Below are 18,179 nucleotides of genomic sequence, written 5' to 3'. Positions count from 1 at the left end.
GCTCACACTCCTGCCGGCGCTTGACGGTGCCAATCGGTGGCGCGCTGGAACGCGTCGGCCACTTGCAGCATCCGGGCTTCATTGAAATAGTTGCCGATGATCTGCAGACCCACCGGACGCTGCGCATTCGCGCCTGCGCCGAAGCCGCACGGCACGCTCATGCCCGGCAAACCGGCCAGGCTCACCGACAACGTGTAGATGTCAGCCAGATACATCTGCACCGGATCGTCGCCCTTCGCGCCGAGGTCCCACGCCACCGACGGCGCGACCGGTCCCATGATCACGTCGCACTGCTTGAACGCTTCCTGGAAGTCCTGCGCAATGATGCGCCGAATCTTTTGCGCCTGCAGGTAATACGCGTCGTAATAGCCGTGCGACAGCACGTAGGCGCCCACCAGAATGCGGCGCTTCACTTCCGGACCGAAGCCTTCCGCACGCGACTTCTTGTACATATCGAGCAGATCGCGGTATTCCGCCGCGCGATGGCCGAAGCGCACGCCGTCGAAACGCGACAGGTTCGACGAGGCTTCCGCCGGCGCGATCACGTAGTACACCGGGATCGACAGCTCGGTTTTCGGCAGCGAGACTTCCACCAGCGTGGCGCCGAGCGCTTCGTATTGCTTCAACGCGGCGTCGATCGAGGCGCGCACGTCATCGGCGAGACCTGCGCCGAAGTACTCTTTCGGTAGGCCGATACGCAGGCCGGCGAGCGGTTTGTCCGCGCCGTCTTCTTTCCACGCCTTGCCGATATAGCGCGTGAAGTCCTCGTCGTCGCGCGTGAGGCTGGTCGAATCCCGCTCGTCAAAACCGGCCATGGCGTTGAGCAGCGTCGCGCAATCCGCGGCGGTTTGGGCCATCGGGCCGCCCTGATCCAGCGACGACGCGAACGCGATCATGCCGTAACGCGACACGCGGCCGTACGTCGGCTTGATGCCGGTAATGCCGGAGAACGACGCCGGCTGACGAATCGAGCCGCCGGTATCCGTGCCGGTGGCAGCGGGCGCAAGGCGCGCCGCGACCGCAGCCGCCGAACCGCCCGACGAACCGCCAGGCACAGCCAGACGATCCCACGGATTCTGCACGGGGCCAAAGTACGAATTCTCGTTGGACGAGCCCATCGCGAACTCGTCCATATTGGTCTTGCCCACGCACACCATGCCGGCGCTCTGCAGACGCGCGACCACGGTCGCGTCGAACGGACTTTCGTAGTTCGACAGCATCTTCGAGCCGGCCGTGGAGCGCCACCCCTTGGTGACGAACACGTCTTTGTGGGCGATCGGCAGGCCGACCAGCGGGCCGGCGTGGCCGGTGTGAAGCAGCGCGTCGGCGGCTTTCGCCTGCGCGAGCGTCAGGTCGGCGTCGACCTGAATGAAGGCGTTGAGGCTGTTGGCCGCGTCGATCCGCTTCAGATACAGCTGCGCCAGTTCGACTGCGGAGCATTCCTTGGCCGCCAGTGCGGCACGCAGTTCGGTCAAGCTTTTTTCATGCATTGCGTTTTATCCTGGGCTTTATTCGCGGGTCTTACTCGATCACTTTCGGCACGAGGTACAGGCCGTCCTGGACGGCCGGCGCCGGGCGCTGGAAAGCTTCACGGTCGACCGTTTCGGTCACCGCGTCGTTACGCAGACGCAGCGCGACGTCTTCGATCTGCTCGATCGGATGGGCAAGCGGGGCGATGCCGGTGGTATCGACCGCCTGCATTTGCTCGACGAGGCCGAAGAAATCGTTGAGCTGGACAAGTGTGTGCTCAGCGTCGGCGTCAGCCAGTTCGAGCCGCGCGAGGTGCGCGATGCGTTTAACATCGGTCAGGGTCAGAGCCATGCTGTCACCGGAAAATGTGGTGGACCGCCGCAGCGCGGGAAAAACGATGCTGCGACAGCGGGTTACGACACTGGAGGAAGACCTCGAAAAAGGGGCCAGCGGCGGCAAAAAGTGCCGTCCGTTTCCTTCAAAACATCCAAAATTATAAGGTATCATTACGCGTTCGACCCAAACCCGGACCGACTTACCAAGGCCTTTCTGAACAATTCCCAAAGATAGTTCGGATTTTTCTGACTGGGCCTTGCACCGGCCTCCGGTAGACTCCCCCGCAGCTTCAAGTTCCAGTGGCGCTACTTCCGCCCGGTTGAAGCTGTTATTTTTTCCGCTGCCGCCCTGCGCATACGTTGCGAGGCCCGGCTCCAAGCGAGACAGGATTTTGAATGTTCGGTTTTCTGCGCAGCTACTTCTCCAACGATCTGGCGATTGACCTTGGCACTGCCAACACGCTCATCTACATGCGTGGCAAGGGAATCGTTCTTGACGAGCCGTCAGTGGTCTCGATCCGCCAGGAAGGCGGCCCCAACGGCAAAAAAACCATTCAGGCAGTCGGCAAGGAAGCCAAGCAGATGCTTGGCAAGGTGCCCGGCAACATCGAGGCAATCCGCCCGATGAAAGACGGCGTGATCGCCGACTTCACCGTCACCGAACAGATGATCAAGCAGTTCATCAAAACGGCTCACGAATCGCGTATGTTCTCGCCGTCGCCGCGCATCATCATCTGCGTGCCATGCGGTTCGACCCAGGTCGAGCGTCGCGCGATTAAAGAAGCGGCACACGGCGCGGGCGCTTCGCAGGTCTACCTGATTGAAGAGCCCATGGCTGCGGCAATCGGTGCAGGCCTGCCGGTGTCGGAAGCAACCGGCTCGATGGTCGTCGACATCGGCGGCGGCACGACCGAAGTCGGCGTGATCTCGCTCGGCGGCATCGTGTACAAGGGTTCGGTGCGCGTAGGCGGCGACAAGTTCGACGAAGCCATCGTCAACTACATCCGCCGCAACTACGGCATGCTGATCGGCGAACAAACCGCCGAAGCCATCAAGAAGGAAATCGGCTCCGCGTTCCCGGGTTCCGAAGTCAAGGAAATGGAAGTGAAGGGCCGCAACCTGTCGGAAGGCATTCCGCGCAGCTTCACCATCTCCAGCAACGAAATTCTCGAAGCCCTCACCGATCCGCTGAACCAGATCGTGTCGTCGGTGAAGATCGCGCTCGAACAAACGCCGCCGGAACTGGGTGCCGACATCGCCGAGCGCGGCATGATGCTCACGGGCGGTGGCGCACTGCTGCGCGATCTGGACCGCCTGCTCGCCGAGGAAACCGGCCTGCCGGTGCTCGTCGCCGAAGACCCGCTGACCTGCGTTGTGCGCGGCTCGGGCATGGCGCTCGAACGCATGGACAAGCTGGGTAGCATCTTCTCGTACGAGTAAGCGAGCCCGTCTCCATGTCAGTAGCGCGGATCTGGCAAACGGCCCCTTGCGGGCCGGTTTGCCGTTGGCTGGGTCTGCCAGCCTCCGCGCGCTGAACGCGAGTCCCTCGCGCGCCGCCGTCTCACCCAACCGCTCACGCCCCCGGCGCCGACCATGGAATACAGTCCGCCGCCCCTGTTCAAGCAAGGCCCGTCCGCCCTCGCACGGCTGATGTTTTTCGTCGTGCTGGCGCTCGCCCTGCTGATCTCCGATGCACGCTTCAAAACGCTCGAAATCGTTCGCGGCGTGCTCGGCGCGGGTCTTTATCCGTTGCAACGCGCAGCCCTCGTGCCGCGCGACATTTTCATGGGCGCGGCCGACCTGGCCGTGACTAGCGCGACCTTGCGCAGCGAAAACGACAAGCTGCGCGCCAAAGATCTACAGCTCTCGCAGCAAGCCAATACGGCCGCCGAACTGGCCGCCGAAAACACCCATTTGCGCGCGCTGCTGCAACTCTCGCAGCGCTCGACCACGCAATCGCTGCCCGCTGAAATCCAGTACGACACGCGCGACCCGTTCACGCAGAAGGTCGTGATCGGCCGCGGTGCCCAGCAAGGCGTCCAGGACGGTTCGCCGGTCGTCAACGAAGACGGCGTGATCGGGCAGGTGACGCGTGTATTCCCGCTCCAGGCGGAAGTGACGCTGCTCACCGACAAAGACCAGGCCGTGCCCGTGCAGATCGTGCGTACCGGCTTGCGCAGCGTGATTTACGGCACGCCGAAGGGCGACACGCTCGATCTGCGCTTCGTGCCGATCAGCGCCGACGTGCAAACCGGCGACGAACTCGTCACCAGCGGGCTCGACGGCGTTTATCCGCCGGGGCTGCCGGTCGCCAAGGTCGTGCGGGTCGACAAGCAGGCCGACACGGCGTTCGCGCGCGTGATCTGCTTGCCGGTTGCGCCGGTGCGCGGCGCGCGTCAGCTACTGGTGCTGCACTATCTGAACAACGTGCCGCCGCGTCCGGCGGAAGAGCCCGATGCGGCCACGGCCGCCAAAGACGCGAAAGCGAAGAAGGGTGGCAAGCCAGCTGACAGCAAGGCCGCGGCGGATAAGTCCGCTGCGAAGCCTGCTGAAAAGCCGGCCGCCAAGCCCGCCGAGAAAGCGCCTGCCAAGCCCGCCGCCGCGGAGAAGAAACCGGCTGCTGACAAGAGCGCGAAGCCGCAAGCCACGCCGGGGGCCCAGCCATGAACCGTCCGCAATACATCCTGCAGCCGGTCAACCCGTACTTCATCGCGTTCAGTCTCGCCGCGGCGTTTTTGCTGAACCTGATGCCGTGGGGGCGCCTCGCCGGCGTGCCGGATTTCGTGGCGCTCGTGCTGCTGTTCTGGAATGTGCATCAGCCGCGCAAGGTCGGCATGGGCATCGCGTTCTTTCTCGGCTTGCTGATGGATGTGCACAACGCCAGCCTGCTCGGCGAGCACGCGCTGGCGTATACGTTGTTGTCGTATGGCGCGATTACGATCCATCGCCGGGTGCTGTGGATGTCGCTCGGCGTGCAGACTTTCGCGGTAATGCCGCTGCTGGTCGTTGCGCAACTGGTCCCGTTCGTGATCCGTCTGCTGACGGGCGCAGCGTTTCCGGGCTGGAGTTACCTGATCGACGGTTTCGTCGAAGCCGCGCTGTGGCCGATCGCCAGCGTGCTGCTGCTGATGCCGCAGCGTCGCCCGGCCGATCCGGACGATACGCGGCCGATTTAATTACGCATCGAGCCACGCCGGCCGTTCCGATGGAACCCAGGTAGCCGGTCCGCTCGACACGCATCGCTGTTCATGCCTCCCGGTCTCGGCCGGTTTGGGCGCACACTCTTGATGGCCGCCACACGGCCTTTTGCAGAATCGCATGACCGAATTCAAGGACACTCAGCAACAGCTCTCGAAGTTCCGCCTGCGCGTCGCGGCGGCGGGCGTGTTCGTGTTCGTCTGCTTCGGGCTGATCGGCTTCCGCTTCCTGGTCCTGCAGGTCTGGCACTACAGCAAGTACTCGCTGCAAGCCGACGAAAACCGGATCTCGGTCGCGCCGATCGTGCCGAACCGCGGCATTATCACCGACCGTAACGGCGTGGTGTTGGCCAAGAACTACTCGGCGTATACGCTCGAACTCACGCCGTCGAAGCTGAACGACACGCTCGAAAACGTGATCGACAACCTCGCCACCGTGGTCTCGATCGACGCACGCGACCGCCGCCGCTTTAAGAAGCTGCAGGAAGACTCGAAGAATTTCGAGAGCCTGCCGATCCGCACCCGTCTTACCGACGACGAAGTCGCGCGCTTCACCGCGCAACGCTTCCGCTTTCCGGGCGTGGAAGTGCGCGCGCGCCTGTTCCGCCAGTATCCGCTTGGGCCCACTGCGGCGCACGTGATCGGCTACATCGGCCGGATTTCGCAGCGCGATCAGGACCGCATCGACGACGCCAGCGACCAGAACGACAGCGATCCGGACCACTACGATCCGCGCCTCGACGCGAACAACTACAAGGGCACCGACTACATCGGCAAGATCGGCGTCGAGCAGAGCTACGAGACCGAACTGCACGGCCAGACCGGTTTTGAGGAAGTCGAAGTAACCGCCGGCGGCCGGCCTGTACGCACGCTGTCGCGCACTCAGGCAACGCCCGGCAATAACCTCGAACTGTCGATCGACATCGGCCTGCAGCAGGTCGCGGAGCAGGCCTTCGCCGGCCGCCGCGGGGCGCTGGTCGCGATCGAACCGGCAACCGGCGACGTGCTGGCGTTCGTATCGGCGCCGAGCTTCGATCCGAATTCGTTTGTTGACGGCATCGATCAGCAGACCTGGGACGAGCTCAACAACTCGCCCGACCATCCGCTCCTGAATCGCCCGCTGCATGGCACCTATCCGCCGGGCTCGACCTACAAGCCGTTCATGGCGCTCGCCGCGCTGACGCTGCATAAGCGCACGCCGGGCTGGGGCTTCCAGGATCCGGGCTCGTACACGTTCGGCGGCCATACGTTCCGCAACGATGTGCGTGCCGGCCAGGGCTGGGTCGACATGAACCGCGCGATCGTGGTGTCGAACGACACGTATTTCTACATGCTGGCGCACGATCTCGGCGTCAACAACATTGCCAACTTCATGAAGCCGTGGGGCTTCGGCCAGATCACCGGCATCGACATTTCGGGAGAAGCGCGCGGCATCCTGCCGTCGACGGAATGGAAGCGCAAGGCATACCGCAAGCCCGAACAGCAGCGCTGGTATGAAGGCGAAACGATCAGTCTCGGGATCGGCCAGGGCTATAACTCGTTCACCATTCTGCAACTTGCCCACGCCACCGCCACGCTCGCGAACAACGGCGTCGTGATGAAGCCGCACCTCGTGCGCGACATCGAAAATCCGATCACGAAAGAGACGCGCCCGGTCGTGCGCGATCCGAGTGACAAGATCGCCGTGAAGCAATCGGACATCGACTTCATCAAGCACGCGATGGAAGGCGTCGTGACCAACGGCACGGCGTCGAAGCTGTTCATCGGCGCGCCGTATCAGGCCGCCGGCAAGACCGGCACGGCGCAGGTCTACTCGTTGCAAGGCGCGAACTACAAGGGTCACGCGATCGCTGAACATCTGCGCGACCACGCGCTGTTCATCGCCTTTGCGCCTGTCGATCAACCGAAAATCGCGGTCGCACTGATCGTCGAAAACGGTGGCTGGGGTGCGGAAGCCGCGGGCCCAATCGCGCGCCGTGTGCTCGACTACTACCTGGTCGGCAAGAACAGGCCAGGCGCTGAGGCGGCGGCTGTCGCGGCGGCTGCATCGGCGACGCAGGATGCGTCCGCGCCTGAGGTGGGCGACGCTCCGACGCCGCAAGATGCGGCGCAGCCGGTCAAGGTCGCGGCGGGCTTCACGGCACTGCCGATGCCGAGCGCCGCTTCGGCCGCGGCGGCAGCATCCGCTGCGGCTGCTGCCTCGGCAGCAGTGGCTCCGGTCACTGCATCTGCTCCTGCTGCTGCGGTAGCCCCGGCTTCCGCTTCCGGCGCATCGGCGGCTATCGCCGCATCCGCGTCCACGGCCGCAAAGAATCCGGCGCCACGTAAATCCGGCGCCCCGCGCAAACCCCGCCCGAGCAGCGAGCCGATGCCGGCTGCCGCAGCCCCGTCGCGGAATGACAGCAATCAGCCTACGTCGCCACGCCAGCCGGTTTCCGGCGGCATCGACGAGTAAGGAGAAAGGCATGCAATTCGACAAGCGCGCCTGGCTCGACCGCATCAAGCGGATGTTCGTGGGTTTCGACCGGCCGCTCGCCCTGATCGTGTTTCTGCTGCTGTGCGTCGGCATCGTCACGCTGTACAGCGCGACGCTGGACATGCCCGGCCGGGTGGAAGACCAACTGCGCAACATCTTGCTGACGTTCGTGCTGATGTGGGCGCTGGCCAATGTGCCGCCCACCACGCTGATGCGCTTCGCGGTCCCGCTCTATACGTTCGGGATCGCATTACTGGTTGCGGTGGCGATGTTCGGCCTCACGCGCAAGGGTGCCAAGCGCTGGATCAATGTCGGCGTGGTGATCCAGCCGTCGGAGATTCTGAAGATTGCCACACCGCTGATGCTCGCCTGGTACTACCAGCGCCGCGAAGGCGTGATGCGCTGGTACGACTTTCTGGTCGGCTTCCTGATTCTGATCGTACCGGTCGGTTTGATCGCCAAGCAGCCTGACCTCGGCACCGCCGTGCTGGTGTTCGCGGCGGGCCTCTTCGTGATTTACTTCGCAGGGCTCAGTTTCAAGCTGATCGTGCCGGTGCTGATTGCGGGCGTGATCGCGGTCGCGTCAATCGCAGCGTTCCAGGACAAGATCTGTCAGCCGGAAGTGCAATGGCCTCTGATGCACGATTATCAGAAGCATCGTATCTGTACGCTGCTCGATCCGACGTCCGATCCGCTCGGCAAGGGTTTCCACACGATCCAGGCGGTGATTGCAATCGGCTCGGGTGGCCCGCTTGGCAAGGGCTGGCTCAAGGGTACCCAGGCGCATCTGGAGTTCATCCCCGAGAAGCACACCGACTTCATCTTCGCGGTGTTTTCCGAGGAATTCGGACTGGCGGGCGGAATCGTGCTGCTCACGCTTTATATGCTGCTGATCGCGCGCGGGCTGTATATCGCGGCCAATGGGGCGACGCTGTTCGGGCGGCTGCTGGCCGGATCGCTGACAATGGCGTTCTTCACCTACGCGTTCGTCAACATCGGCATGGTGAGCGGGATCTTGCCGGTGGTGGGTGTGCCGTTGCCATTCATGAGTTACGGCGGCACCGCGCTGACCACGTTGGGGGTCGCGATTGGCCTCATCATGAGCGTCGCGCGGCAGAAGCGGTTAATGCAGAGTTAGCGCGGAGCAGCGCCTTGCTTGCGGAGGTGAACGCTGCAGGGCTGCAAAATCAAGGCAGGCCAAGGAACGAAGGCTAAACAAAAGGGGCGCACCGTCAGGAGCGCCCCTTTTTTATTTACTGCGGTTTCATCTACTGCGGTTTCACTTCCTTCTGATCCCGCAATTGCGCGCTCAGTTGCTGATACTTGAGTTTCGCCGCCGGATCGCCCTGTGCCGCCGCTGCCGCGTAATAGGCGCGCGCCACGTTCAGATTCTTGTCCACGCCGTCGCCACCACGCTCGTAGAACGAGCCGGTCACGTACTGCGCCGTCATGTCGCCACCTTGCGCGGCCTTCTTGTACCAGACGAACGCCTGCTGGTTGTCGCGAGTCGTGCCACGGCCATCGAGGAACTGGTTGGCCAGTGCGAGTTCCGCCTGAATGTGCCCCTGCTGCGCGGCCTTCAGAAACCACCGATGCGCCTCGACCGGATCACGCCCAACAAACTCACCGTCGTCGTACATCTTGCCGTACACGTACTGCGCGTGCGACATGTTGGCGTCGGCGGCTTTGCGCAGCCACTTCTTGCCTTCGTCGACATTGGCCGTGGTGCCTTCGCCGTTGAGCAGCATCATCGCGTAGTTGAACTCGGCAAGGCGGCTGCCGTGCTGCGCCGCTTTGCGGAATTCGGCCAGCGCCGCGCCCAGATTGCCGGCGTTGTAATCGGCGACCGCGGTTTGCGTCTCCGGATCAGTCGGTTTCGCAGCGTGGTTGTCCTGCGCATACGCCGTGACATTCACCATCAACGCCGCCGTGACCGCCAGACGCATCGCCACGCACTGCACCATCCCCTTCATGTCCTTACCTCCTGCAATGCCTGGCGGGTTGCGCGCAACATCCACATGACGTCGGCGGCCAAGGCGATAAATCGAAAACCGGCATCGCGATGCTGCTTTGCGCTCGCGACATCCATAGCGAAAATTCCGGCGGCGATACCGGCCTTATCGGCGGCGCTGACAATGCGCGCCATCGCAGCCTGCACGTCGGCATGCTTCGAATCGCCGAGGTGGCCGAGGCTCGCGGCGAGATCGGCCGGTCCGACGAACAGGCAATCCACGCCCGGTGTCGCCGCGATCTTCTCGACTTCCTGCAAGCCGCGCGCCGACTCGATCTGCACGATAGTCGCGATCTGCGCGTTGGCGGTCTGCACGTAGTCGCGCCGCATGCCGTACGCCGCCGCCCGCACCGCGCCGGCCACGCCACGCTGACCGTCGAGCGCTTCAGCGGTCGGATACTGCGTCAGACGCACGGCGTGTGCCGCCTCTTCCGCGGTTTCGATATTCGGGAACATCAGCGTACGGGCGCCCGCGTCCAGCACGCGCTTGACGAGCCACGCCTCGCTGGCGGGCACGCGCACGACCGGCTCGCTCGGCAGATGCGCGGCAGCGATCGCGCGCAATTGCGAGGTGACGTCCCCGCTATCGTTGGGCGCATGCTCCATGTCGATCAGCAGCCAGTCGAAACCGGCGTGCGCGAGCGCCTCGGCTGCAGAATCGCTGCCGAGCGAAAGCCACAGGCCGAACAGCGGATCGGCTTCTTTCAGACGTTGCTTGAGGGGGTTCGTGAAGGTACTCATTGTCGCGCTCCCTGGCGATGGGACACATCGCCTGAAACGCGGCTGAGGATGCTGGCGTGGTGGAACAGACCAACGCCTGGGCCGTGACGGCCTGAATGCTTGCTGCGACGCAATGCGGTGAACGGCATGTCTCGCTCCGTGTGGTTATCGGAGCGATCATACCGTGACAATAACGCGGGGGTTGGGCCGCAGGATCGGGCCGCGCGGGATCTTGTCGCGCGACCCCGGGTTCAATCGCGGACTACGTCGGCCCAGCAGTTCGGCGTCTCGAACAAACGCACCTTGTGCAAACGCAGATTCACGCCGTAATGCGCGTCGTAGACATTCGCGAGGATGTCGAACGCGACGGCGGCGAGATTTTCGACGGTGGGAATGCGATCGAGCACGACCGTCTTGTGTCCCGCCATGGTGTCCAGAAAACCGCGTACCTGCGTATCGCCTTCGTAGACGAGAAACGCATGGTCCCACTTGTCGACCAGATGTTCGACCGCGAGCGACTTCACGTCGGCGAAGTCCATCACCATGCCGCGATCCGGCGCGCCTTCGGTGTCGACCAGGTCGCCTTGCAGCGTGATTTCGAGCACATAGCGATGGCCGTGCAGATTACGGCACTGGCTGCGGTGATCGGGGATGCGGTGGCCCGCGTCGAATTCGAGTTTTCGTGTAATCGTCAGCACGGCAAATCAGGGAATGTTCAGATACTTGTGGGTCTGCATCGACAGGCGCCATTGCGGATGGCGTTTGCACCAGTCGATCGCGAGCCTGGTGTTGAGGTCGCGCGACGGGCCGTCCATCGGCTGGACGAGGAAATACTCGAAGTCGAGCTTCGCATACTCGGACAACCGCTGGTTGTCCTGCGGAATCACGACCTTCAATTCGTTGCCCTTGGTGACAACGAGCGGCGCGTCGGCCTTCGGGCTCACGCAGATCCAGTCGATCGTTTCGAGCACCGGCAGCGAGCCGTTGGTTTCGATAGCGATTTCGAAGCCGGCGGCATGCAGCGCATCGACAAACGGCTGATCGATCTGCAACATCGGTTCACCGCCCGTGCAGACCACGAAGCGCTCACCCTCGCCTTCCGGCCATTGCGACGCGATCATCTGCACCAGTTCTTCGGGCGTGCGGTACTTGCCACCGTTCTCACCGTCCGTCCCGACGAAGTCCGTATCGCAGAACTGGCAGACAGCTTCCGCACGATCTTCTTCGCGGCCCGACCACAGATTGCAGCCGGCGAACCGGCAGAACACGGCCGGACGCCCGGCATTCGCGCCCTCGCCCTGCAATGTGTAGAAGATTTCCTTGACCGCGTAAGTCATGCTGCTTTCTGCCGTGTGTTCCTGAAAATAATTGCCTGCGCTGCGCCCTGTTTGCGCGGTGTGCACGGTGCGCCAGCGCAAAACTGCTGTGCAAGCGCCAGACCGTTACACCGTTACACCGGCTCGGTCACCTTCTCGCCGGCCAGATACGCTTCATAACCCCGCTTGCGCAAACGGCACGCCGGGCATTCGCCGCAGCCAAAACCCCATGCATGCAATTCGGCACGCTCGCCGACATAGCAGGTGTGCGTTTCGACGCGCACCAGTTCGACCAGTTCGTCGCCGCCCAGCTCATGCGCGAGACGCCACGTGTCCGCCTTGTCGAGCCACATGAGCGGCGTTTCGAGCAGGAAGCGCGTGTCCATGCCGAGGTTCAGCGCGACCTGCAATGCCTTCATCGTATCGTCGCGGCAATCGGGGTAGCCCGAAAAGTCCGTCTCGCACATGCCGCCGACCAGCACCTGCAAACCACGCCGATACGCGATGGCCGCAGCGATCGTCATGAACATCAGATTGCGGCCCGGGACAAACGTATTCGGCAAACCGTTCGCGGTGGCGTGAATCTCGATCTCGCGCGTCATGGCCGTATCGCTGATCGAACCGAGCACCGACAGGTCGATCATGTGATCTTCGCCGAGCCGATCGGCCCACACTGGAAAGGCGCGCGCCACAGCGTTACGAAACCCCTCGCGGCATTCGAGTTCGACTCGGTGCCGCTGGCCATAATCGAATCCCAGCGTTTCGACCGTTTCATAACGTTCGAGCGCCCAGGCGAGGCACGTGGCGGAATCCTGGCCGCCGGAAAACAGCACCAGAGCGCTACGTTTAGCGTCTTTGCGGGTCACCGTGAAACTCCGTGAATGATGAGTGCCACGTCGCGCTGCGCGAGGTGCGCCATGCAAGCAACGCGGCGCGACGCGTGCCGGCACTGCTGCCGGCCCAAAGCAGTATAGGCCGCGCCTTCCGCATGCAGAGTCGCTGGGCGCTTATACCGTTAATCGTCGGGCGAAGGGTTCGGCACTTGTCGCGGCATCGCCGTATTGCGGCAGAGTGCGAAAAAAACCAGCTTCTGGATACGAAAAGACGTGTTCGGCGCGGTGGTGCCGCCAGTAGCGCGCTCACACGCAAGTGCTTGAACTGGCGCGATTTTATCACGCGACGCCCAACACCGCCGAGCACGCCCGCCAAAGCGGCAAGCAAGCCATGCCGTCACGAACGCCCGTCATAAACGGGGCAAAAAAGGAAAAGCCCCAGGAATCTTGCGATTTCCTAGGGCTGAATCCTGGTGGCCTGGGACGGAATCGAACCATCGACACGCGGATTTTCAATCCGCTGCTCTACCAACTGAGCTACCGGGCCAACGAAGAACGAGATAATAGCAAAGGGTCAGCAGGTCGGCAAGCCCCCTTTCGAAAAAATCTGCCACGCCGAACCTGCAGGCACCTGTGTGCGCCTGCACATATCGCGCAGCCGTTCACTCCCCTTTGTTCTTGCCGAGATCGACACCGAGCTGCTTGAGCTTGCGATACAAGTGCGTGCGCTCCAGCCCGGTCTTTTCGGCGACGCGCGTCATGCTGCCGTTCTCGCGCGCGAGGTGGTATTCGAAGTAAGCGCGCTCGAACGCATCGCGTGCGTCGCGCAACGGAATGTCGAACGAGATCGACGCCGTTTGCGCGGCCAACGCACCGCTGCCCATGCCATCCGCCAAGAGCATCGGCAACGCAGCCGCCGATGCCACCGCCGAAGCGCTGACCGGCAGCGCCGGCTTGGCGACCGCGCCGCCCGGCGTGCTCGCAGCATTGCCGCGAGCAAGGCCTTGCTCGACTGCCTTCAGCAGCTTCTGCAACGCAATCGGCTTCTCGAGGAAATTGAGTGCGCCGATCTTGGTCGCTTCAACCGCCGTATCGATGGTTGCGTGGCCGGACATCATGATCACCGGCATGGTCAGCTGCCCTTGCGCGGCCCATTCCTTGAGCAAGGTCACGCCGTCGGTGTCGGGCATCCAGATGTCGAGCAGCACCAGGTCCGGCGCCTGGCGCAAGCGGAATTCGCGCGCTTCCTGCGCGTTTTCCGCGGCCTCCACGACATGCCCCTCGTCGCTCAGGATCTCCGAGAGCAATTCCCGGATGCCCATTTCATCATCTACCACCAGGATGGTTGCCATTTACGCTGCCTTTGTCTGCACTGTTGCTTTTGTCGTTCCCTGCGACGCGTTGCCATGCGCCGGCCGCAGCCCCTCTCCAGGTGCCGCGGCATCGTCTGCCAGTTGAAGGAAGAGGATCGAAATTTGCGCGCCCTCGATCACATCGCCCGCTTTCATGCGGTTGCGAATGTCGATGCGCGCACCGTGTTCGTCGACGATCTTCTTGACCATCGCCAGACCGAGACCCGTACCTTTGGCCTTGGTCGTCACGTAAGGTTCGAATGCACGTGTGAGGATACGCGCGGGGAAGCCCGGTCCGTTATCCGACACTGTGAGACGCACCGCGACATGTACTTTGCCTTCCGCGTCGGGGTCTCCGTATTCTACTGTCCTCGTCTCGAGCAGCACACGCGGTTGTTCGACGTCGGCCACGGCATCCTGCGCATTCTGCAGCAGGTTGTGAATCACCTGACGCAATTGTGTCGCGTCACCGCGAATCGCCGGCAAATCCGCGAGCTCGACCTGAATCGCGCCCTTGCCTTCCTCGATACCGTACAGCGTCAGCACCTCGCTGACCAGTTCGTTCAGCTGCAGATGCGCGAGCACCGCCGGCGGCGTGCGCGCATAGTCGCGGAAATTGTCGACCATCTGCTTCATCGCCGCGACCTGATTGACGATCGTGGTCGCGCCGCGCTTCAACACATCGGCATCCGACGGCGAGAGCTTGTCAGCAAGCTTCATCTGCAAACGCTCGGCGGAAAGCTGAATCGGCGTGAGCGGATTCTTGATCTCATGCGCGAGACGCCGCGCCACTTCGCCCCAGGCGATCGAACGCTGCGCGGAAATCACATCCGAAATATCGTCGAACACGATCACATAGCCGGAAGTCTGCATGTCTTCGGCGTCGCGGTCGGTGGCGGATACAAGGCGCGCGCCACGCACAAGCAAGGTGAGCGGCTCGGTTTCGCCCGGCACCTGCACCGAGAACTGTTGCTGCCAGTGGCCGCGATCGTCGTGACCGTCGCCGCTCGCGGCTTCGCGATCGGCAAACGCCTTGCGCACCATCCCGCCGAATTCGCTCAACACGCCGATCTGCTCCAGCGCCGACCCCAGTACTTCCTGGAACTGCTGGCGGAAAATCCGCTCGGCGCCGCGGTTGGCCGTGGTGAGACGGAACTGCCTGTCGAACACGAACACGCCCGCGGTCAAGTTCGCGAGAATGCTTTCCAGATAGGCCTTGGAGTGCTCGAGCGCGATGCGGTTGTTCTCGACCGCCGCGCGCGCTTCGGACAGTTGCCGCGTCATGGCGTTGAACGACTGCGTGAGGAAGCCCAGTTCGTCGCGCGATTTGATTTCACGCTTCGGCGTGTAGTCGCCCTCGGTCACTTCCTTGGTGCCCTGCGCGAGCAGGAACAACGGCCGCGCAAGCTGATTGCCGAGCGCGAGCGCCAGCATCATCGCGATGAAGGTGGCGAGAAACAGCGCGAGCGTCAGCGTGCCGATGTACATCTTGCGCAAGCCGGTGCGGCCCAGCGCCTTCTCCTGATACTCGCGATAGGCACGCTGCACCGCGTCGGCATTGCGCGCGAGCGAGGGCGACACCGGCTGCGTGAGTTGCAGGAAGCGCTCGGTGGGCTGCAGCAGCAAGGCGTTCGAATCGGGAATGCGCTGCACGATGCGCAGCCGCAGCGCGCCCTTGCTGCCGTGCGCGTGCGGATCGCCGTCGACTTCGCCTTCGATCGCCGCATAGCCGCGACCGCGCGCCTGATCGATCATCAACGGCGTGGGCAAATCGTTCGGCACAAGCGTCGCGTAATTGCCGGACGCCTGCGCGACCACGTGCATATCCGGCGTCGCGCCCGACATGCTGCGCGTAGGTTCGACGATCGTCGCGTCCTGCACGCCGAACTGGTCGCGCAAGCGCAGCAGCGTGAGCGTGGTGCCGGCGGCATCCGCGCTCGCGAGCTGCTCGGACATCAAGCGGCCCTTGGTCTGCAGATCGGACAGCGACGCATCGAGCATGCCGCGGCCCAAATTCAGGCCCGAGGTCAGCGCGGTTTCAACGTTCACGTCGAACCACGACTCGATACTGCGCGACACGAACTGGTACGAGACGACGTAAATAATCCCGCCTGGCACCACGCCAACTAGCGCCATGAAAAACGCGAGTTTCGCTAATAGCCGTGTGCCGAACTTACCTTTTTTAAGCCGCGCAATGATGATGATGACGAGCGTCGCCACCACCAGCAAAAAGATCATCGCGACCACAAGGTTGGCCGCATACAGCCACTGGTAATAGCGGTCGAAGAATTCGGTGTTCGCGCTCGCGGCTGCAAGCAGCACGAGCAGCAGCACGGCCGTCACGGCGACCGTGGACACCAGCACGCGCACGACGATACTGCTGACACTGGTGGCGCGGCGCACTCTATTTAGCACGTTCGGTCACCGTGAAGGTAAAACGCTTCCACTCGGACGCGAGATTCCAGTCGCGGTTGTTCACCGCGTCGATCTGGAACGGCTTGGGCATCAGCGCAATGTCGAGTTGCATGCGTACCGAGGCGTTGTACGTCTCGCCGGCACGCACCTGACTACGGTCAATCACATGCCACGATGTGATGTGCTTGATCACGGCTAGCGCATCCTTCAGCGTCGTGAAGCCGAGCTGCAACCCGCCCGACGACACGCTCGACACACGGTACTCACGCGTGAGCGGCTGGAACGACAGGCGAATGCTCTGCGACACGCTCACCGGCTGTTCGTCGAACCAGTACCAGCGCGGCCGGCTCAGCTCGAAGTCGGTCGTGAAGTACAGCGGAATGCCCTTGTTGACCGCGTCTTCGAGATTGCTGTTCAGGTCGAAGTCGAAACGCGCGTCGAGGCTCCAGCCGGTGTTGTCCGATTGCAGCGAGGCGCGCTGCACCGCGATCGAATCGGCATACGCCGCGCCCGGTACCGCGAGCCATATGGCCAGCACGATCCAGAGCACGGCAGCGAGCCGAAGCGGGAAAAAGCGTTTGATGGTCACCGTTTCTGAAAGCGCGCGTAGAAAAATCCGTCGTGGTCTGAGTTCGAGCCGGCGCTATCTTCAGCGGCGTGTCCGGCATGGGAACCGGCCGATGTATCGGCGGGCGCGCGGGCGACTGAGGGTAAAAGTTGCCCCGGCGCGTCCAATCGTACCGCATCCTGATACTTGTTTCCAAACCACTGTGCCTGCAACTCGCCTTCTTCGGGAAAGATCGAACACGTAACGTAGAGCAACTCGCCGCCTGGCTTCACGAGCGGCCATAGCGCGTCGAGAATACGGCGCTGCTCGGCCACCAGCGCGGCAATATCGGACGCGCGGCGCAGCCAGCGAATATCCGGATGACGCCGCACGATGCCCGAGGCAGAACACGGCACGTCGGCCAGAATGCGGTCGAACGGCTGGTCGATATCGTCGTGCCATTTGGCCGGCGCGCCCGCGTCGCCGATCCGCACTTCCGCTTCGAGCTTGAGCCGCTGCAAGTTTTCGCTGATGCGGCGCGCGCGCGACGCGTCGCTTTCGAGCGCCACGAGCTGCAGATTGGCGAGTTCCAGCAGATGGCCGGTTTTGCCGCCAGGCGCCGCGCACGCGTCGAGCACGCGCATGCCGTCACGCACGCCGAGCAGTTCGGCGGCGAGCTGCGCGCCGGCGTCCTGCACGGAGACCACACCGTCGTTAAATCCGGGGATGCGGTCGACCGGCATCGGCGTGGCGAGCCTGACAGCGTACTCACCGACTCTGCCCGCGGGGAAGTGATGGTCGTGCAGCACTTGCAAATAGGCATCGACCGTCGAGCGGCGTGCGTTCACTCGCAACGTCAGCGGACCTTGCGTATTGCCCGAAGCGAGCACCGCTTGCCACGCGTCGGGCCACGCGCCTTTGACCGCCTTGATCCACCACGCCGGGTAGTTCCAGCGCGCGACTTCGTCGGCTTGCGCGGCGCTTAGCAGCGCCTCGCGCTCGCGCAGGAAATTGCGCAACACGGCATTGACGAGACCCTTTGCGAACGCAAATTCACGGCGCGCGGCAATGGCGCTCACCGCCTGATCGACAACTGTGAACGGCGCATAGGCGGCGTTCGCTTCGTCGTCGACGAGCAAGGCGAGTGCGCACTCGAGCACATGACCGACGTGCGGCGGCGGCGCCTTCTTCACCAGCTTCGCGATCAGCCACTCCGCGATCGCCAGACGCCGCATGGTGCGGTACGCGATATCCTGCACGGCACCGCGCGCAGCGGCGACGCTGCCTTCAGGCGCGGATACGAATACGGATTGCAGCGCGGCCGGCAACGCCGCGCCGAGGCGCACGGCGCCGACGGCCTGGCCCGCGCAGTCGAGCGCGAAACCGAGCGATTCGGGCGCGAGATGCAGCATCGACAGACGGGATTCGCGCGGACGCGCCGATGGAGTAGCAGAACGCAAAGAAGGCTTTGGAGTCATGAAAAAGGCTAAGGCAGCCCGCACGGTAC

The 18,179-nt window shown here is 63.3% G+C and carries 17 protein-coding genes and 1 tRNA gene; 6 read left to right on the top strand and 12 right to left on the bottom strand.

Annotated elements, in window-relative coordinates:
- Nucleotides 1-2: 2 nt before the first annotated feature.
- Both gatA and gatC read right to left on the bottom strand, forming a co-directional pair.
- On the bottom strand, nucleotides 3-1,490 hold the full coding sequence (gene gatA, locus B0G76_RS34835) for an Asp-tRNA(Asn)/Glu-tRNA(Gln) amidotransferase subunit GatA (RefSeq protein WP_120297319.1): 1,488 nt from the start codon (nucleotides 1,488-1,490) through the stop codon (nucleotides 3-5).
- A 31-nt stretch (nucleotides 1,491-1,521) separates the two neighbouring features.
- Complete coding sequence (gene gatC / locus B0G76_RS34830) at nucleotides 1,522-1,821, bottom strand: Asp-tRNA(Asn)/Glu-tRNA(Gln) amidotransferase subunit GatC (protein ID WP_120297318.1); 300 nt, start codon at nucleotides 1,819-1,821, stop codon at nucleotides 1,522-1,524.
- Between gatC and B0G76_RS43150 the strand changes: the two genes are divergently transcribed.
- From B0G76_RS43150 to rodA, 6 genes are all read left to right on the top strand, one after another.
- Nucleotides 1,820-1,969, top strand: a complete 150-nt coding sequence (locus B0G76_RS43150) for a hypothetical protein (RefSeq protein ID WP_183082270.1) — start codon at nucleotides 1,820-1,822, stop codon at nucleotides 1,967-1,969. The genes gatC and B0G76_RS43150 overlap by 2 nt on opposite strands.
- Before the next feature lie 232 nt (nucleotides 1,970-2,201).
- A complete protein-coding gene (locus tag B0G76_RS34825) occupies nucleotides 2,202-3,245 on the top strand; it encodes a rod shape-determining protein (RefSeq protein ID WP_004189550.1) in 1,044 nt (347 codons plus the stop codon).
- Nucleotides 3,246-3,398: 153 nt separating this feature from the next.
- Nucleotides 3,399-4,472 (top strand): rod shape-determining protein MreC, encoded by a 1,074-nt coding sequence (mreC, locus tag B0G76_RS34820; RefSeq protein ID WP_120297317.1) that lies wholly within the window; start codon nucleotides 3,399-3,401, stop codon nucleotides 4,470-4,472.
- Entirely contained in the window at nucleotides 4,469-4,981 is a 513-nt protein-coding gene (mreD, locus tag B0G76_RS34815; RefSeq protein ID WP_028197720.1) for a rod shape-determining protein MreD, read from the top strand. Before mreC ends, mreD begins: the two co-directional genes overlap by 4 nt.
- Nucleotides 4,982-5,123: 142 nt before the next feature.
- Nucleotides 5,124-7,457, top strand: coding sequence for a penicillin-binding protein 2 (mrdA, locus tag B0G76_RS34810; protein ID WP_120297316.1), 2,334 nt, complete (start codon nucleotides 5,124-5,126; stop codon nucleotides 7,455-7,457).
- A gap of 10 nt (nucleotides 7,458-7,467) precedes the next feature.
- On the top strand, nucleotides 7,468-8,616 hold the full coding sequence (rodA, locus tag B0G76_RS34805) for a rod shape-determining protein RodA (protein WP_120297315.1): 1,149 nt from the start codon (nucleotides 7,468-7,470) through the stop codon (nucleotides 8,614-8,616).
- 130 nt (nucleotides 8,617-8,746) lie between these two features.
- Here rodA and B0G76_RS34800 read toward each other — a convergent pair whose 3' ends face one another.
- From B0G76_RS34800 to rsmB, 10 genes are all read right to left on the bottom strand, one after another.
- Entirely contained in the window at nucleotides 8,747-9,451 is a 705-nt protein-coding gene (locus B0G76_RS34800; protein WP_120297314.1) for a tetratricopeptide repeat protein, read from the bottom strand.
- Complete coding sequence (locus B0G76_RS34795; RefSeq protein ID WP_120297313.1) at nucleotides 9,448-10,230, bottom strand: HpcH/HpaI aldolase/citrate lyase family protein; 783 nt, start codon at nucleotides 10,228-10,230, stop codon at nucleotides 9,448-9,450. Before B0G76_RS34795 ends, B0G76_RS34800 begins: the two co-directional genes overlap by 4 nt.
- A 230-nt stretch (nucleotides 10,231-10,460) precedes the next feature.
- A complete protein-coding gene (gene queD / locus B0G76_RS34790; protein WP_115781555.1) occupies nucleotides 10,461-10,907 on the bottom strand; it encodes a 6-carboxytetrahydropterin synthase QueD in 447 nt (148 codons plus the stop codon).
- Between the two features lie 6 nt (nucleotides 10,908-10,913).
- On the bottom strand, nucleotides 10,914-11,546 hold the full coding sequence (gene queE / locus B0G76_RS34785; protein ID WP_120298034.1) for a 7-carboxy-7-deazaguanine synthase: 633 nt from the start codon (nucleotides 11,544-11,546) through the stop codon (nucleotides 10,914-10,916).
- Between the two features lie 113 nt (nucleotides 11,547-11,659).
- The gene (gene queC / locus B0G76_RS34780; protein ID WP_120297312.1) at nucleotides 11,660-12,391 is read right to left on the bottom strand and encodes a 7-cyano-7-deazaguanine synthase QueC; all 732 of its coding nucleotides are present in this window, start codon (nucleotides 12,389-12,391) and stop codon (nucleotides 11,660-11,662) included.
- 438 nt (nucleotides 12,392-12,829) lie between these two features.
- Nucleotides 12,830-12,905: transfer RNA gene (locus B0G76_RS34775), tRNA-Phe, on the bottom strand.
- A 115-nt stretch (nucleotides 12,906-13,020) separates the two neighbouring features.
- On the bottom strand, nucleotides 13,021-13,710 hold the full coding sequence (esaR, locus tag B0G76_RS34770; protein ID WP_120297311.1) for a response regulator transcription factor EsaR: 690 nt from the start codon (nucleotides 13,708-13,710) through the stop codon (nucleotides 13,021-13,023).
- Nucleotides 13,711-16,125: a PAS domain-containing sensor histidine kinase gene (locus B0G76_RS34765; protein WP_120297310.1), complete on the bottom strand. Its 2,415-nt coding sequence runs from the start codon at nucleotides 16,123-16,125 to the stop codon at nucleotides 13,711-13,713.
- Nucleotides 16,115-16,714, bottom strand: a complete 600-nt coding sequence (locus tag B0G76_RS34760; RefSeq protein WP_120297309.1) for a DUF4390 domain-containing protein — start codon at nucleotides 16,712-16,714, stop codon at nucleotides 16,115-16,117. The genes B0G76_RS34765 and B0G76_RS34760 overlap by 11 nt, the downstream gene beginning before the upstream one ends.
- The gene (gene rsmB, locus B0G76_RS34755) at nucleotides 16,711-18,150 is read right to left on the bottom strand and encodes a 16S rRNA (cytosine(967)-C(5))-methyltransferase RsmB (protein ID WP_120297308.1); all 1,440 of its coding nucleotides are present in this window, start codon (nucleotides 18,148-18,150) and stop codon (nucleotides 16,711-16,713) included. Before rsmB ends, B0G76_RS34760 begins: the two co-directional genes overlap by 4 nt.
- Nucleotides 18,151-18,179 lie beyond the last annotated feature (29 nt).

The organism is Paraburkholderia sp. BL23I1N1, from assembly GCF_003610295.1.
GTDB lineage: Bacteria > Pseudomonadota > Gammaproteobacteria > Burkholderiales > Burkholderiaceae > Paraburkholderia.
This window is presented reverse-complemented; position numbering and strand designations above follow the sequence as displayed.

What these genes read in the sequence shown, in the direction of transcription:
- gatC (WP_120297318.1), bottom strand. Translation starts at nt 1,821, where the DNA reads ATGGCTCTGACCCTGACCGATGTTAAACGCATCGCGCACCTCGCGCGG.
- B0G76_RS34800 (WP_120297314.1), bottom strand. Translation starts at nt 9,451, where the DNA reads ATGAAGGGGATGGTGCAGTGCGTGGCGATGCGTCTGGCGGTCACGGCG.
- B0G76_RS43150 (WP_183082270.1), top strand. Translation starts at nt 1,820, where the DNA reads ATGCTGTCACCGGAAAATGTGGTGGACCGCCGCAGCGCGGGAAAAACG.
- B0G76_RS34825 (WP_004189550.1), top strand. Translation starts at nt 2,202, where the DNA reads ATGTTCGGTTTTCTGCGCAGCTACTTCTCCAACGATCTGGCGATTGAC.
- mreC (WP_120297317.1), top strand. Translation starts at nt 3,399, where the DNA reads ATGGAATACAGTCCGCCGCCCCTGTTCAAGCAAGGCCCGTCCGCCCTC.
- rodA (WP_120297315.1), top strand. Translation starts at nt 7,468, where the DNA reads ATGCAATTCGACAAGCGCGCCTGGCTCGACCGCATCAAGCGGATGTTC.
- mrdA (WP_120297316.1), top strand. Translation starts at nt 5,124, where the DNA reads ATGACCGAATTCAAGGACACTCAGCAACAGCTCTCGAAGTTCCGCCTG.
- B0G76_RS34795 (WP_120297313.1), bottom strand. Translation starts at nt 10,230, where the DNA reads ATGAGTACCTTCACGAACCCCCTCAAGCAACGTCTGAAAGAAGCCGAT.
- mreD (WP_028197720.1), top strand. Translation starts at nt 4,469, where the DNA reads ATGAACCGTCCGCAATACATCCTGCAGCCGGTCAACCCGTACTTCATC.
- gatA (WP_120297319.1), bottom strand. Translation starts at nt 1,490, where the DNA reads ATGCATGAAAAAAGCTTGACCGAACTGCGTGCCGCACTGGCGGCCAAG.
- rsmB (WP_120297308.1), bottom strand. Translation starts at nt 18,150, where the DNA reads ATGACTCCAAAGCCTTCTTTGCGTTCTGCTACTCCATCGGCGCGTCCG.
- queE (WP_120298034.1), bottom strand. Translation starts at nt 11,546, where the DNA reads ATGACTTACGCGGTCAAGGAAATCTTCTACACATTGCAGGGCGAGGGC.
- esaR (WP_120297311.1), bottom strand. Translation starts at nt 13,710, where the DNA reads ATGGCAACCATCCTGGTGGTAGATGATGAAATGGGCATCCGGGAATTG.